12 protein-coding genes and 1 pseudogene are annotated in these 13,623 nt (G+C 68.2%); 9 read left to right on the plus strand and 4 right to left on the minus strand.

What is annotated here, in order from left to right:
* The first annotated feature begins 25 nt into the window (after window positions 1-25).
* The 3 genes from EET03_RS00895 to EET03_RS00905 are packed head-to-tail and all read left to right on the plus strand — an operon-like array spanning window position 26 to window position 3,398.
* Window positions 26-775 (plus strand): DUF2786 domain-containing protein, encoded by a 750-nt coding sequence (locus EET03_RS00895; RefSeq protein WP_063470605.1) that lies wholly within the window; start codon window positions 26-28, stop codon window positions 773-775.
* Window positions 772-1,332, plus strand: a complete 561-nt coding sequence (locus tag EET03_RS00900; protein WP_099193891.1) for a TIGR04338 family metallohydrolase — start codon at window positions 772-774, stop codon at window positions 1,330-1,332. The genes EET03_RS00895 and EET03_RS00900 overlap by 4 nt, the downstream gene beginning before the upstream one ends.
* A complete protein-coding gene (locus tag EET03_RS00905) occupies window positions 1,329-3,398 on the plus strand; it encodes a beta-glucosidase (RefSeq protein ID WP_099194299.1) in 2,070 nt (689 codons plus the stop codon). Before EET03_RS00900 ends, EET03_RS00905 begins: the two co-directional genes overlap by 4 nt.
* Before the next feature lie 38 nt (window positions 3,399-3,436).
* Here the strand turns inward: EET03_RS00905 and mymT are convergent, their stop codons facing one another.
* Complete coding sequence (gene mymT, locus EET03_RS00910) at window positions 3,437-3,598, minus strand: copper-binding metallothionein MymT (RefSeq protein WP_099193892.1); 162 nt, start codon at window positions 3,596-3,598, stop codon at window positions 3,437-3,439.
* A 134-nt stretch (window positions 3,599-3,732) separates the two neighbouring features.
* On the opposite strand from mymT, the gene EET03_RS00915 reads away from it, so the two are divergent.
* Window positions 3,733-4,389, plus strand: a complete 657-nt coding sequence (locus tag EET03_RS00915) for an O-methyltransferase (RefSeq protein WP_075542117.1) — start codon at window positions 3,733-3,735, stop codon at window positions 4,387-4,389.
* A 12-nt stretch (window positions 4,390-4,401) separates the two neighbouring features.
* Here EET03_RS00915 and EET03_RS00920 read toward each other — a convergent pair whose 3' ends face one another.
* The 3 genes and pseudogenes from EET03_RS00920 to ilvD all read right to left on the minus strand — a co-directional run bounded on the left by EET03_RS00920 (window position 4,402) and on the right by ilvD (window position 7,475).
* Window positions 4,402-5,388, minus strand: a complete 987-nt coding sequence (locus tag EET03_RS00920; protein ID WP_075542192.1) for a nitronate monooxygenase — start codon at window positions 5,386-5,388, stop codon at window positions 4,402-4,404.
* Between the two features lie 148 nt (window positions 5,389-5,536).
* Window positions 5,537-5,675, minus strand: a pseudogene (locus EET03_RS32855) (PE domain-containing protein); the annotation flags it as partial.
* Between the two features lie 105 nt (window positions 5,676-5,780).
* A complete protein-coding gene (gene ilvD / locus EET03_RS00930) occupies window positions 5,781-7,475 on the minus strand; it encodes a dihydroxy-acid dehydratase (protein WP_075542119.1) in 1,695 nt (564 codons plus the stop codon).
* 123 nt (window positions 7,476-7,598) lie between these two features.
* Here ilvD and ricR point away from each other — a divergent pair, with 123 nt between their 5' ends.
* The 5 genes from ricR (at window position 7,599) to EET03_RS00955 (ending at window position 13,595) form a co-directional block, all read left to right on the plus strand.
* A complete protein-coding gene (ricR, locus tag EET03_RS00935) occupies window positions 7,599-7,889 on the plus strand; it encodes a copper-sensing transcriptional repressor RicR (RefSeq protein ID WP_063470707.1) in 291 nt (96 codons plus the stop codon).
* Between the two features lie 148 nt (window positions 7,890-8,037).
* Entirely contained in the window at window positions 8,038-9,294 is a 1,257-nt protein-coding gene (locus tag EET03_RS00940; protein WP_075542193.1) for an MFS transporter, read from the plus strand.
* Window positions 9,295-9,416: 122 nt separating this feature from the next.
* Window positions 9,417-10,445, plus strand: coding sequence for a L,D-transpeptidase (locus EET03_RS00945; RefSeq protein WP_099193893.1), 1,029 nt, complete (start codon window positions 9,417-9,419; stop codon window positions 10,443-10,445).
* Window positions 10,446-10,761: 316 nt separating this feature from the next.
* Window positions 10,762-11,349: a TetR/AcrR family transcriptional regulator gene (locus tag EET03_RS00950; RefSeq protein WP_075542121.1), complete on the plus strand. Its 588-nt coding sequence runs from the start codon at window positions 10,762-10,764 to the stop codon at window positions 11,347-11,349.
* The gene (locus EET03_RS00955) at window positions 11,346-13,595 is read left to right on the plus strand and encodes a molybdopterin-dependent oxidoreductase (protein WP_075542122.1); all 2,250 of its coding nucleotides are present in this window, start codon (window positions 11,346-11,348) and stop codon (window positions 13,593-13,595) included. The genes EET03_RS00950 and EET03_RS00955 overlap by 4 nt, the downstream gene beginning before the upstream one ends.
* The last annotated feature ends 28 nt before the right edge of the window (window positions 13,596-13,623 follow it).

The raw sequence follows: 13,623 nt of genomic DNA on the forward strand, positions 1-13,623 counted from the left end.
CGTACCGCTGCAGTAGTTTGGCGCCATGACCGACGACAAGATGCTGGCCCGCATCGCCGCCCTGCTGCGTCAGGCCGAAGGCACCGACAATTCCCATGAAGCCGACGCGTTCATGGCCGCCGCGCAGCGGCTGGCCACGGCGGCGTCCATCGACCTCGCGGTGGCGCGGTCACATTCGGCCAATCGTTCGGCCGCGCAGGCGCCGACCCAGCGCACCATCACCATCGGAACGGTCGGCGCCCGCGGGCTGCGGACCTACGTCCAGCTGTTCGTGTTGATCGCCGCGGCCAACGATGTACGCTGCGACGTCGCATCGAATTCGACGTTCCTCTATGCCTACGGGTTCCCTGAGGACATCGACGCGACCCTCGCCCTGTACGCCAGCCTGGTGGTGCAGATGGTCCGGGCTTCCGATGCCTACCTTGCCTCCGGGGCACACCGGCCCACGCCCACCATCACCGCCAGGCTCAACTTTCAGCTAGCCTTCGGTGCTCGAGTCGGTCAGCGCCTGGCCGAGGCCCGCGAGCAGGCCACCCGCGAGGTCACCGCGGACCGCGGCCGGGCACCGGGCACCGCTATCGCGTTGCGGGACAAGGAGATCGAGTTGCACGACTACTATCGCGGCGCGTCTCGGGCGCGCGGCACCTGGCGGGCCCACCGGGCCTCGGCCGGATATTCCTCGGCGGCGCGCCGCGCGGGTGACCGGGCCGGGCGGCAGGCCCGGCTGGGCCAGAGCGCCGAGTTGCCCGGAACGCGAACAGCCCTGGACCGGTGACCTGGGCGGATTCCTCGGGCCGCGACTCCCAGCGGGCCAGGGTTTATGCGGCCGAGGAGTTTGTCCGCACCCTGTTCGACCGTGCCGTCGAACACGGATCGCCCAGTGTGGACTTCTTCGGGACGCAGGTGACGCTGCCGCCCGAGGGACGGTTCGCCTCGGTGGCGTCGGTGCAGCGCTATGTCGACGACGTGCTGGGCCTGCCGGCGGTGCGCCGGAACTGGCCGTCGGTGTCGCCGCTGCGGGTACGCGCCCGGCGGGCGGCCACCGCGGCGCACTACGAGAACCGGGACGGCGCCGGCATTATCGCCGTCCCGGACCGCGACACCGCCGCCTGGGCGATGCGCGAGTTGGTCGTGCTCCATGAAGTCGCACATCATTTGTGTCACGTGCCGCCGCCGCACGGGCCGCAGTTCGTGGCGACGATGTGTGAGCTGGCCGAGTTGGTGATGGGAGCCGAGGTTGGCCACATTCTGCGGGTTGTCTACGCGAAAGAGGGTGTGCGGTGGGCCCATCCGACCCCGACGCCCGGGCCCGCAAGATCGAGTCCCAGATGACCGACGACGAACGCTTCTCGCTGCTTGTCGGGGTCATGGGAGCCGGGGACTGGTGGCCGCTGCGCGATGAGCGCATCCCGCCCAACGTTGCGATGAGCGCCGGCTATGTGCCCGGCATTCCGCGGCTGGGGGTTCCGGCGCTGCTGATGAGCGACGCCGGACTCGGTGTCACCAATCCCGGCTACCGCCCTGGCGATACGGCCACGGCGCTGCCCGCCGGGCTGGCGCTGGCCGCCGGCTTCGACCCCGCACTGGCCCGGGCCGCCGGCGAGGTGATCGGGAGCCAGGCCCGCAGCCGCGGGTTCAACGTCCAATTGGCCGGCGCCATCAACCTGGCCCGTGACCCGCGCAATGGTCGCAACTTCGAGTACCTCTCCGAAGACCCGCTGTTGAGCGCCGCCATGGCCGCGGAGCAGATCATCGGCATCCAGAACCAGGGCGTCATCTCGACGACCAAGCATTACTCACTGAACTGCAACGAGACCAACCGGCACTGGCTGGACGCCGTCATCGAACCCGATGCGCACCGCGAATCGGACTTGCTGGCCTTCGAGATTGCCGTCGAGCGTGCCGAGCCCGGCGCGGTGATGGCGGCATACAACAAGGTCAACGGCGACTACGCCGCCGCCAACGCTGTCCTGATCAACGATGTGCTGAAGGGTGCCTGGGGATACCGCGGCTGGGTGATGTCGGATTGGGGCGGGACACCGAGTTGGGAGTGCGCGCTTGCCGGCCTGGACCAGGAATGCGGCGCACAGATCGACGCCGTGCTGTGGGGGACCGAGGCATTCGGCGACCGACTGCGTGCCGCCTACTCCGAGGGCCTGCTGCCCAAAGAACGGTTGTCGGACATGGTTCGGCGAATCCTGCGTTCGATGTTCGCTGTCGGAATCGACCGGTGGGAACCCGTGCCCGCACCGGATATGCAGGCGCACAACGCGATTGCCCTGCAGATCGCCCGGCAGGGCATCGTGCTGCTGCAGAACCGCGGGCTGCTGCCGGTGATTGCCGGTTCGGGCTTTCGCATCGCCGTTATCGGCGGCTACGCACAGGTCGGGGTGGCGGCCGGCTACGGCTCCAGCACCGTCGTACCGCCGGGCGGCTACGCGAGCGTGATCCCGATCGGCGGGTCCGGCCTGCAGGCCGGCTTACGCAATCTCTATCTGGTGCCACCCAGCCCGCTCGACGAACTGAGACGGCAATTCCCCGACGCACAGATCGAATTCGATCCCGGCGTCAGCGCGGCGGAGGCCGTGGCGGCGGCGCGCCGCGCCGACGTCGCGATCGTGTTCGCGATCCGATCCGAAGGGGAGGGCTTCGACAGCGCCGACCTGTCGCTGCCGTGGGGCCAGGACGCGGTGATCTCGGCGGTCGCCGCCGCCAATCCGAACATCGTCGTGGTGCTCGAGACCGGCAACCCGGTGGCCATGCCCTGGCGGGACCGCGTGAACGCCATCGTGCAAGCGTGGTATCCGGGCCAGGCGGGCGCCAAAGCCATCGCGGAAATCCTTGCCGGACAGGTGAATCCGTCGGGCCGGCTGCCGATCACATTTCCGGCCGATCTCGGCCAGACACCCCGCCCGGAGCTGCCCGATGCGGCGCCGGGGACACCGACCACCATCGACTACCACGAAGGCGCGGATGTCGGTTATCGCTGGTTCGCCCGGACCGGGCAGGCCCCGATGTTCGCCTTCGGTCACGGTTTGTCCTACACCAGCTTCGAGTATCGCGACCTGGCGGTGACCGGCGGCGACACCGTGACCGTCAGTTTCAGTGTCGTCAACACCGGTGACCGCGGCGGGTCGGACATCCCGCAGCTGTATCTGACCGCCGTTCCCGACGCACAGCGGTTGCGCCTACTGGGTTTCCACCGAGTCGACCTGGACCCGGGCCAGGTCGTCCGGGTGAGTATCGCAGCGGACCCGCGGCTGCTGGCCGGCTATGACGGCCGGGCCGGGTGCTGGCGCATCACCGCGGGTCGCTACGCGGTCGCGGTGGGCGCTTCGGCGGCGGCGCTGACGCTGGCGGCCGAGGTCGAGCTGGCAAGTCGTGCGTTCGGGCGATGAGCGCGATGGTCCATCCGAACGCACGACCGGCTGCCCGCTTACTGGATCGGGACCAATTCGTCGCCGCAGGTGCAGCGGTAAGGCTCGCCAGCGCCGGAGCAGTGGCAGGGGACCTCGATGCGGACACGACAGCCGCAGCCCTCGTGGCCGCAGGTCAACTCGGTTCCAGCCTCATGGGTCGCCATGAATATCACCTTTATTCGGATCGGGGGACTGCAGTCCCAAACGGATGACCACGATCACTCTATACCCCATACGGGTATCTGGTAACCATCCGGAACGGGTAATTTGATCGTGCCGAGCCGATGCGCGTGGACCGGACTAGCGTTTCGGTATGGCCCAACCGACCCCGCACGACGTCGACGCCTTCCTGGACAGCACGCTGATCGGCGACGACCCGGTGTTGTCCGCGGCGCTGCAGGCCAGCGACGCCGCGGGGTTGCCTCGCATCGCCGTCTCCGCGCAGCAGGGCAAGTTCCTGTGCCTGCTGACCGGCGCCATGCAGGCGCGCCGCATCCTCGAGATCGGCACGCTGGGCGGTTTCAGCACCATCTGGCTGGCCCGCGGCGCGGGCCCATGGGGACGGGTGGTGACGCTGGAATATGAACCCAAACACGCCGCGGTGGCCCGCGCCAACCTGCAGCGGGCGGGTGTCGCCGATCGGGTGGAGGTGGTGGTCGGCGCGGCGCTGGACACCCTGCCGACGGTGACCGGCGCTCCGTTCGACCTGGTGTTCATCGACGCCGACAAAGAGAACAACGCCGCCTACCTGCAATGGGCCGTCCGGCTCGCCCGGCCCGGCGCAGTGATCGTCGTAGACAACGTGATTCGCGACGGTCAGGTGCTGTCAGCGGAATCCGACGACGCCAGCGCGGTGGCGACACGCCAGACCCTGCAGTTGATGGGCCGGCACCCGCGTCTGGACACCGCGGCGATCCAGACGGTCGGGACGAAGGGCTGGGACGGATTCGCCATCGCAGCCGTCCGCTAACGCCGTCAGGAGCTATTCGGGAGTGAGGTCCCTGACCGCCTGCTCGGCCGAGGTGATCTCGCCGATACGCAGCGCGGTCTCACCGGCATACAGGGCTGCCCGCTCCACCCAGGAATCGGGCGTCCCCGCGACCGGCGGCAGCGGAGTGAACAGCGGACGGCCCGGCGACTGCAACCGCAGCAGGGGACCGGCCTCGAAGTACCCCAGTAGCGAAAGCGGGCCGCTCACGGTGTTGAAGACCGCCGGCACCGCCTTGGCCATCCCGTCGTCGCGGCACCATCGTCGGGTGGCGTCGTTGGGCAGGACGCGGTGTCGCAGCGGCCAGCTGAAGCCGAACAGGTTCGTCTCGATCGTCTTGTCGGCGTTGATGATCCGGCGTTGATACGCGCGGTTGGCGTTCGCCTCGTCGGTCATCAGGAATCGCGTTCCGGCGACCACACCGCTGGCGCCGGCCGCCAGGGCCGTGCTGGTGTCGGCGCGGTCCGCGATGCCCCCGGCGAGAAACACCGGCCGCTGCCCGGCCACCGCCAGAGCCTGCGGGAGGAAGTCCAGTGCCGGCATGGTCCCGACGAGGTGTCCGCCGGCTTCACGGCCCTGCGCGATCAACCCGTCAGCGCCGCCGGCGACCGCCCGCAGCGCCTGTTTCCGGGTGCCGACCATCACGAAGACGACGATGCCGGCGTCGCGCAGATGCCCGATGAGCCCCCGCTTCTCGCCGAAAGCCAGAACGACGACGTCTACCCCCGCGCGGACACACACGTCGACATGACCACGGTGCAGGAAGGGCAGCAACAGGTTGACCGCCACGGCGCGGCCCGGAGCCTTGGCCCGCACTTGATCGATGGCACTGCGCAACTGGCGAGCGGTGACCAGGCCGAGGGTGCCCAGGCCTCCTGCGTTGGCGACCGCAGCCGCCAACGCGGCACCGGCGATGCCGCCGCCCATGCCTGCCTGGGCGACCGGAACGTCCAGCCGCAGCCGGTCGAGGACATCAACCATCGGAAACCATCGGACCATCCCCCTTGTCTCGCGGTGACGGTCGGGCCGCCGTCAGATGGTGTGGCCGTCGAGCCCGTCCGCACCGATGTTGCCCGGGCCGCCGTCGGTACCGCCCGGCGGGGTGCCGTGGCCGCCGGTTCCGCCGCCTCCTCCCATTGCGCCGCGCTGGCCACATTCGTCGTCGTGGCGGCCGCTGCCGCATTCCGGTTGGCCAGCGACGCGCCGATACTGTGCACATCGGCGGCCACCGAGGCCATGATTTCCGGTGAGACCAGGACATACGTCATCGGGCACCTCGCCGTGCTCACGAAAACCATCGCCCGGCAGTCACGAAGCGATGGATTGCACGATGCTATCGCCGCGAATCCGGGTTGTGGCTCGAACGGGCGTGGCTACCCGCAGACCGCGCCGCCGGCGGCGGAGCCGACCAGCTTGACGTACTTGGCCAGGACCCCGGTCCGGTAGCGCGGCGGCGGGGGAGCGAAATCCAGTTGCCGGGCCGCGAATTCGTCCGGGTCGGCGAGCACGTCGAGGGTGCGGCTGGTGACGTCGAGCCGGATCCGGTCGCCGTCGCGCAGGAAGGCGATCGGCCCCGCGTCGACGGCTTCGGGCGCGATGTGGCCGACGCACAGGCCGGTGGTACCGCCCGAGAACCGGCCGTCGGTCAGCAGCAGCACGTCTTTGCCCAGCCCCGCGCCCTTGATCGCTCCGGTGATGGCGAGCATTTCCCGCATCCCGGGCCCACCCTTGGGCCCTTCGTAGCGGATCACCACCGCGTCGCCCTTGGTGATGGTGCCGTCCTCGAGGGCGTCCAGCGCGGCCCGTTCACCATCGAAAACCCTTGCCACGCCTTCGAATACCTCGGAGTCGAAACCGGCGGTCTTGACCACCGCACCCTCCGGCGCCAGCGATCCGCGCAGAATGGTGATCCCGCCGGTCGGGTGGATGGGGTTGCTCAGCGCGCGCAGGACTTTGCCGTCCGGATCCGGCGGGGCAATGGCGGCCAGGTTCTCGGCCAGCGTCTGACCGGTCACAGTCAGGCAATCGCCATGCAGCAGACCGGCATCCAGCAGTGCTTTCATGACCACCGGCACCCCGCCGATGTGGTCGACGTGCGACATCACGTAGCGGCCGAACGGCTTGACGTCGGCCAGATGCGGCACCTTCGACCCGATCCGGTTGAAGTCGTCCAGCGCCAGCTCGACGCCGGCTTCGTGGGCGATGGCCAGCAGGTGCAGCACCGCGTTGGTCGAGCCGCCGAACGCCATCACCACCGCGATCGCGTTCTCGAAGGCTTCTCTGGTGAGGATGTCGCGGGCGGTGATGCCGCGGCGCAGCAGTTCGACGACGGCCTGCCCGCTGCGGCGTGCGAACCCGTCGCGGCGACGGTCGGTGGCCGGCGGCGCCGCGCTGCCCGGCAACGACATGCCCAGTGCCTCGGCGGCGCTGGCCATGGTGTTGGCGGTGTACATGCCGCCGCACGCGCCCTCGCCCGGGCAGATCGCGCGCTCGATGGCGTCGACGTCCTCCCGGCTCATCAGCCCGCGCGCACACGCGCCGACCGCTTCGAAGGCGTCGATGATGGTGACCTCGCGCTCGCTGCCGTCGGAGAGCTTGGCCAACCCCGGCAGAATCGAGCCCGCGTAGAGGAACACCGCCGCCAGGTCCAGGCGTGCGGCGGCCATCAGCATTCCGGGCAGCGACTTGTCGCACCCGGCCAGCAGCACCGAGCCGTCCAGCCGCTCGGCCTGCATCACCGTCTCGACGCTGTCGGCGATCACCTCGCGCGACACCAGCGAGAAGTGCATCCCCTCGTGTCCCATCGAAATGCCGTCGGACACCGAGATCGTCCCGAACTCGAGGGGATAGCCGCCCGCGGCGAACACCCCCTCCTTGACCGCCTTGGCCAACCGGTCCAGCGAGAGGTTGCACGGCGTGATCTCGTTCCACGACGATGCGACCCCGATCTGCGACTTGGCGAAGTCTTCGTCCCCCATGCCCACTGCCCGCAACATGCCGCGGGCAGCGGCCTTCTCCAGGCCGTCGGTGACGTCACGACTACGGGGCTTGATATCGGCTTCGGGCATCGTCCAAGTATCCTTGTGGCGCCCTACCTGATACCCCGCTAGGGTATGAGGTAGTATCTAGGATTTACGGCAGCCCGATCGGCGATTTCCGCAGAGCTGGGGCGTCTGATCGTTGGGAGAATGATGACAACCGACTACGGGTATTCGCAGCAGAAGGACAATTACGCCAAACGGCTGCGGCGCATCGAGGGTCAGGTGCGTGGAATCGCGCGCATGATCGAGGAGGACAAGTACTGCATCGACGTGCTGACCCAGATCAGCGCCGTCAATAGTGCGCTGAGAGCGGTGGCGCTGAACCTGCTCGACGAGCACCTGAACCACTGCGTCACCCGTGCCGTTGCCGAGGGCGGCACCGAAGCGGACAGCAAGATCGCCGAAGCCTCCGCAGCCATCGCCCGACTCGTTCGTTCCTGAGCGCGCGGCCCGGCACGGGCGTGTTGACCCGCAATTCGTGTGAAGGCGCGGCGGCGGTGCGTACGGTGAGTGCAGCGTGATCGTCGCGACGCACTGCCGCGGTGCGCGGGCGACGCGCGGCCACTGAATGCCGACAGATGTCACCGCCATGACTGCCGAGACCCGAACTGTTGCCCCTGCGGCCGCCGGACCGTGGACACCGCGGATCGCCGCGCAGTTGGCTGTGCTGGCCGCGGCGGCCTTCGTGTATGTCACCGCCGAGATCCTGCCGGTGGGTGCCCTGTCGGCGATCGCGCGGAACCTGAACATCAGCGTCGTCTTGGTGGGGACCCTGCTGACCTGGTATGCCCTGGTCGCGGCGCTGACGACGGTTCCGTTGGTGCGGTGGACGGCGCATTGGCCGCGGCGGCGGACCCTGGTGGTCGCCCTCGTCTGCCTGACCGTTTCGCAGCTGATCTCGGCGCTGGCGCCGAACTTCGCGGTGTTGGCCGGCGGGCGGGTGCTGTGTGCGGTCACCCATGGCTTGCTGTGGTCGGTCATCGCCCCGATCGCCACCCGGCTGGTGCCCTCCAGCCACGCCGGACGCGCTACCACGTCGATTTACATCGGAACCAGCCTGGCGCTGGTGGTGGGCAGTCCACTGACGGCCGCTTTGAGCCTGATGTGGGGCTGGCGGCTGGCAGCGGTGTGCATCACCGTTGCGGCTGCCGCGGTCACTGTGGCGGCCCGGCTGCTGTTGCCCGAGCTGGTGCTCAGCGCGGACCAGTTGCGGCACGTCGGTCCGCGATCGCGCCATCACCGCAATCGCGCGCTGATCATCGTCAGCCTGATCACCATGATCGGCGTCACCGGCCATTTCGTCTCGTACACCTACATCGTGGTGGTCATCCGGCAAGTCGTCGGCGTGCACGGGCCGAATCAGGCGTGGCTGCTGGCCGCCTATGGGATCGCCGGAGTGATCGCGGTGGCTCTGGTGGCGCGCCCGCTGGACCGCCGGCCCAAGGGCGCGATGATTTTCTGTGTCGCCGGCCTGACCGTCGCGTTCGTTGTGCTGACGGCGCTGGCGTTCGGCGGTGGCCGCGCGCCGGTGACGACACTGGTCGTCGGGACCGGGGCGATCGTGCTGTGGGGAGCGGCTGCGACCGCGGTGTCGCCGATGCTGCAATCGGCGGCGATGCGCAGCGGGTCCGACGACCCCGACGGGGCATCCGGGCTGTACGTGACGGCGTTTCAGCTGGGCATCATGGCCGGCTCACTGGCGGGTGGACTGTTGTACGAGCGGAATGTGGCGTTGATGCTCACCGCATCGGCGATCTTGATGGCCGTCGCGTTGGTGGGGATGACGGCGGCCCGGCGCGTCTTCGAGGCTGCGGATGAGGCCGCCCCGGGAAACTTCACAGCTTGAGTAAGGCTGCAGGTCAACGGCGTGAACTGAGCAGCTGACGCGGTGCCGGGCGGCTGCGGGACCGGAATGCAGCCGCTGCGCTATGCCACACTGGGGCCAGGACGTGACCGGAGGGATGACATATGTCGCGCTGGACGAGGGCCCGCAAGGGGGGCAGGAGGGGCAGGAAAGGAAGCCTCTTCGCCGCGGTGAACGTGGCCGGGGTGGTTTCGGTGTTGCTGCTGGGCGCCGGTCCCGCACTTGCGGACCCGGACCAGGTGCCCGGCGACCCGGGAGTGGTCGCGCCGGCTGAGCCTGCCGACCCGGGGGCGGCTCCCCCACCCGACCCGCTGGCCCTGCCTCCGCTGCCCGACCCGCTTGCGCCGCCGCCGCCCGACCCGCTGGCGATACCTGCCGCAGCCGGCCCGGTCGCGGGGCAGGATCCGACGCCGTTTGTCGGCGATCCGCCATTCCGCCCGCCGACATTCAATCCGGTCAACGGCGCGATGGTCGGTGTGGCCAAACCGATCATCATCAACTTCCAGGTGCCCATCGCCGACCGCCCGATGGCTGAAAGCGCCATCCACATTTCGTCGATCCCGCCGGTGCCCGGCAAGTTCTATTGGCTGAGTCCAACCCAAGTTCGGTGGCGCCCGCTGCAATTCTGGCCGGCCAACACGGCGGTCAACATCGATGCGGCCGGCACCAGGTCGAGCTTTCGCACCGGTGACGCGCTGGTGGCCACCGCCGACGACGCCACGCACCAGATGACGATTACCCGCAACGGCGTGGTGCAGCAAACCTTCCCGATGTCCATGGGGATGTCGGCCGGTAACCATCAAACCCCCAACGGCACGTACTACGTCTTGGAGAGGTTCCCGACGGTGGTGATGGACTCCTCGACGTACGGTGTCCCGGTCAACTCGCCGCAGGGTTACAAGGTGACCGTTTCCGATGCCGTCCGGATCGATAACAGCGGAAACTTCGTGCACAGCGCGCCGTGGTCGGTAGGTGATCAGGGCAAGCGCAACGTCAGCCACGGCTGCATCAACCTCAGTCCCGCCAACGCCAAGTGGTTCTACGACAACTTCGGCAGTGGGGACCCGGTAATCGTGAAGAACTCCGTGGGGACCTACAACAAGAACGACGGCGCTCAGGACTGGCAGATCTAAGAGCTGCCCTGGCGGGCCGGCTGCGGACCTTGTGACATCAAGGGATCTGAGCCCGTCTCTTGGCGCCGCTCACGAGCGCTGACGCCGGGCCTGCGCAGACGCCGACGTTGCAGCTGTGACCAGGTGTGGCGGGGGCTGTCGGGTTAATCCGGCCACGGGCGACGCCTAAGTCGCCGTTCCCTTGCCTAAACCGCTCCCTTGCCCAAACCGCTCCCTTGCCAAGCCGCTCCCTTGTCCAAACTGCGGCAGGAGGCCCTTGCGCAGCCGTGTTATGTATAGCAACATACATAGGACAGTCCAGGCCCGAGGAGCAGCCATGCGAAGTCCGCGCGAACGCATGGTCGTCTCTGCCGCGCTACTGATCCGCGAGCGTGGCGCACGCGCCACCGCCATCTCCGATGTGCTACGGCACAGCGGGGCGCCGCGCGGGTCGGCCTACCACTACTTCCCGGGCGGGCGGACCCAGTTGCTGTGCGAGGCCGTCGACTACGCCGGTGAGCACGTCGCGGCCATCATCACCGAACCCCGCGGCAGCCTCGACCTGCTGGACACGCTGATCAGCTGGTACCGCGAGCAGTTGCTCGCCAGCGACTTCCGTGCGGGGTGTCCCATCGCGGCGGTGGCGGTCGAAGCCGGCGAGGGCGCCGACGGCGAGCGAATGGCGTCGGTGATCGAGCACGCGGCGGCGGTGTTCGACCGCTGGTCAGACCTGGTCGCGCAGCGCTTCGTCAGCGACGGCATTCCGGCCGCCCGGGCGACCGAATTGGCGATGCTGGCGGTGTCGGCGCTGGAAGGCGCGCTGCTGCTGGCCCGGGTGCGGCGTGACCTGACGCCGCTTGAGTCGGTTCACCGCCAGCTGCACCACCTGCTACTGGCCGAGCTGCCGGAAGGGAAACCGCAATGACCACCACGGATTGGCAGCCCACTGCCTGCATCCTCTGCGAGTGCAACTGCGGCATCGTGGTGCAGGTATCAGACCGCAAACTGGCCCGCATCCGCGGCGACAAAGCGCACCCGGCGTCCCGCGGCTACACCTGCAACAAGGCGTTGCGCCTGGACCACTACCAGAACAACCGCAGTCGGCTGACCTCGCCGCTGCGCCGCCGATCCGATGGAACCTACGAGGAAATCGACTGGGACACCGCCATTGTCGAAATCGCCGACGGGTTCAAGCGGATCCGCGATATCTACGGCGGCGACAAGATCTTCTATTACGGCGGCGGCGGGCAGGGCAATCATCTCGGCGGCGCCTACAGCGGCGCATTCCTGAAGGCGTTGGGCGCACGCTACCGGTCAAATGCCCTGGCGCAGGAAAAGACCGGAGAAGCATGGATCGATTGGCAGCTATATGGCGGCCATACACGGGGCGAATTCGAGCACGCCGAGGTATCGGTGTTCGTCGGCAAGAATCCGTGGATGTCGCAGAGCTTCCCGCGGGCCCGAGTGGTGCTCAACGACATCGCCAAAGACCCCGCCCGATCGATGATCGTGATCGATCCCGTCGTCACCGACACGGCCAAGATGGCCGACTTTCATCTGCGGGTGCGGCCCGGCACCGACGCCTGGTGCATGGCGGCACTGGCGGGCGTTCTGGTTCAGGAAAACCTTTGTGACGAGGCGTTTCTCAGCGAACACGTGCATGGCGTCGACGCCGTGCGCACCGTGCTACGGGAGGTTCCGGTCGCGGACTACGCGCAACGTTGCGGAGTGGACGAGGAATTGTTGCGAGCGGCGGCCCGGCGGATCGGCACCGCCGGCAGCGTCTCGGTGTTCGAGGACCTCGGAGTCCAGCAGGCGCCCAACAGCACCCTGTGTTCGTACTTGAACAAGATGCTGTGGATCCTCACCGGCAACTTCGCGAAAAAGGGTGGCCAGCATCTGCATTCGTCGTTCGCACCGTTGTTCAGCACGGTATCCGGACGCACGCCGGTCACCGGCGCTCCCATCATCGCCGGACTGGTTCCGGGCAATGTCGTGCCGGAAGAGATCCTGACCGATCATCCGGACCGTTTCCGCGCCATGATCGTCGAAAGCGCCAATCCCGCTCATTCCCTTGCTGATTCGGCGGCCTGCCGGGAGGCGTTCGCAACGCTGGAATTGCTGGTGGTCGTCGACGTCGCGATGACCGAAACCGCCCGGCTGGCCCATTACGTGCTGCCGGCGTCGTCGCAGTTCGAGAAGGTCGAAGCGACCTTTTTCAACTTTGAGTTCCCGCACAACGCGGTGCACCTGCGCCACCCGATACTGGAACCGCTGCCGGGAACGTTGCCGGAACCGGAAATCTGGTCGAGGTTGGTACGCGCGTTGGATGTCGTCGACGACGCGGATCTGCGGCCGCTGCGCGAGGCGGCGCAGCAAGGTCGCCAGGCGTACGCCCAAGCGTTTCTCACCGCGGTGGCGACCAATCCGACTGTGGCCAAACTGCTTCCCTACGTGCTCTACGAAACCCTCGGCCCGACGCTACCGGACGGGCTGGCGGGAGCGGCTGCCTTGTGGGGGCTTGCGCAGAAGACCGCGATGACCTATCCCGACGCCGTCCGGCGCGCCGGGCACGCTGACGGCAACGCCTTGTTCGACGCGATCCTGTCCGGCCGCTCCGGGGTCACCTTCACCGCGCACACCTACCCGGACGACTTCGCGTTGATCAGCCACGCCGACCACAAGATCGCCCTGGAAATCCCCGAAATGCTGGACGAGATAAGGTCATTGGCCCGCGCTTCGGCGGCTTTGACGACGGCGGAGTTGCCGATCGTGCTGTCGGTGGGCGAGCGCCGCGCCTACACCGCCAACGACATCTTCCGCGACCCGTCCTGGCGCAAACGCGACGCCGACGGGGCGCTGCGGGTCAGTGTCGAAGACGCCCAAGTCCTCGGACTGGTCGACGGCGGCCGAGCCCGCATCACCACCGCGGCCGGCAGCGCCGAGGCGACTGTCGAGATCACCGAGACGATGCTGCCCGGACATGCCGCTCTGCCCAACGGCTTCGGCCTGGACTACACCGACGACGACGGCCAGCTGCGCACCCCGGGCGTCGCCCCGAACACGCTGACCTCGACGCGGTGGCGTGACCCCTATGCCGGCACACCGTGGCACAAACATGTGCCAGCGCGCATCGAGCGGTGCCCAGCAGACACAAAAGCCCCCGTTTAGCGGCGTGTCGCGGGGTTTTTGCGTCTGC

Source organism: Mycobacterium innocens, from assembly GCF_900566055.1.
In the GTDB taxonomy this organism is placed as follows: Bacteria; Actinomycetota; Actinomycetes; order Mycobacteriales; family Mycobacteriaceae; genus Mycobacterium; species Mycobacterium innocens.

Bases quoted from the DNA above. Each gene is read 5' to 3' on its own strand.
- EET03_RS00915 (WP_075542117.1), top strand. From the start codon at position 3,733: ATGGCCCAACCGACCCCGCACGACGTCGACGCCTTCCTGGACAGCACG.
- EET03_RS00940 (WP_075542193.1), top strand. From the start codon at position 8,038: ATGACTGCCGAGACCCGAACTGTTGCCCCTGCGGCCGCCGGACCGTGG.
- EET03_RS00905 (WP_099194299.1), top strand. From the start codon at position 1,329: ATGACCGACGACGAACGCTTCTCGCTGCTTGTCGGGGTCATGGGAGCC.
- EET03_RS00920 (WP_075542192.1), bottom strand. From the start codon at position 5,388: ATGGTTGATGTCCTCGACCGGCTGCGGCTGGACGTTCCGGTCGCCCAG.
- ricR (WP_063470707.1), top strand. From the start codon at position 7,599: ATGACAACCGACTACGGGTATTCGCAGCAGAAGGACAATTACGCCAAA.
- EET03_RS00945 (WP_099193893.1), top strand. From the start codon at position 9,417: ATGTCGCGCTGGACGAGGGCCCGCAAGGGGGGCAGGAGGGGCAGGAAA.
- EET03_RS00950 (WP_075542121.1), top strand. From the start codon at position 10,762: ATGCGAAGTCCGCGCGAACGCATGGTCGTCTCTGCCGCGCTACTGATC.
- ilvD (WP_075542119.1), bottom strand. From the start codon at position 7,475: ATGCCCGAAGCCGATATCAAGCCCCGTAGTCGTGACGTCACCGACGGC.
- EET03_RS00955 (WP_075542122.1), top strand. From the start codon at position 11,346: ATGACCACCACGGATTGGCAGCCCACTGCCTGCATCCTCTGCGAGTGC.
- EET03_RS00895 (WP_063470605.1), top strand. From the start codon at position 26: ATGACCGACGACAAGATGCTGGCCCGCATCGCCGCCCTGCTGCGTCAG.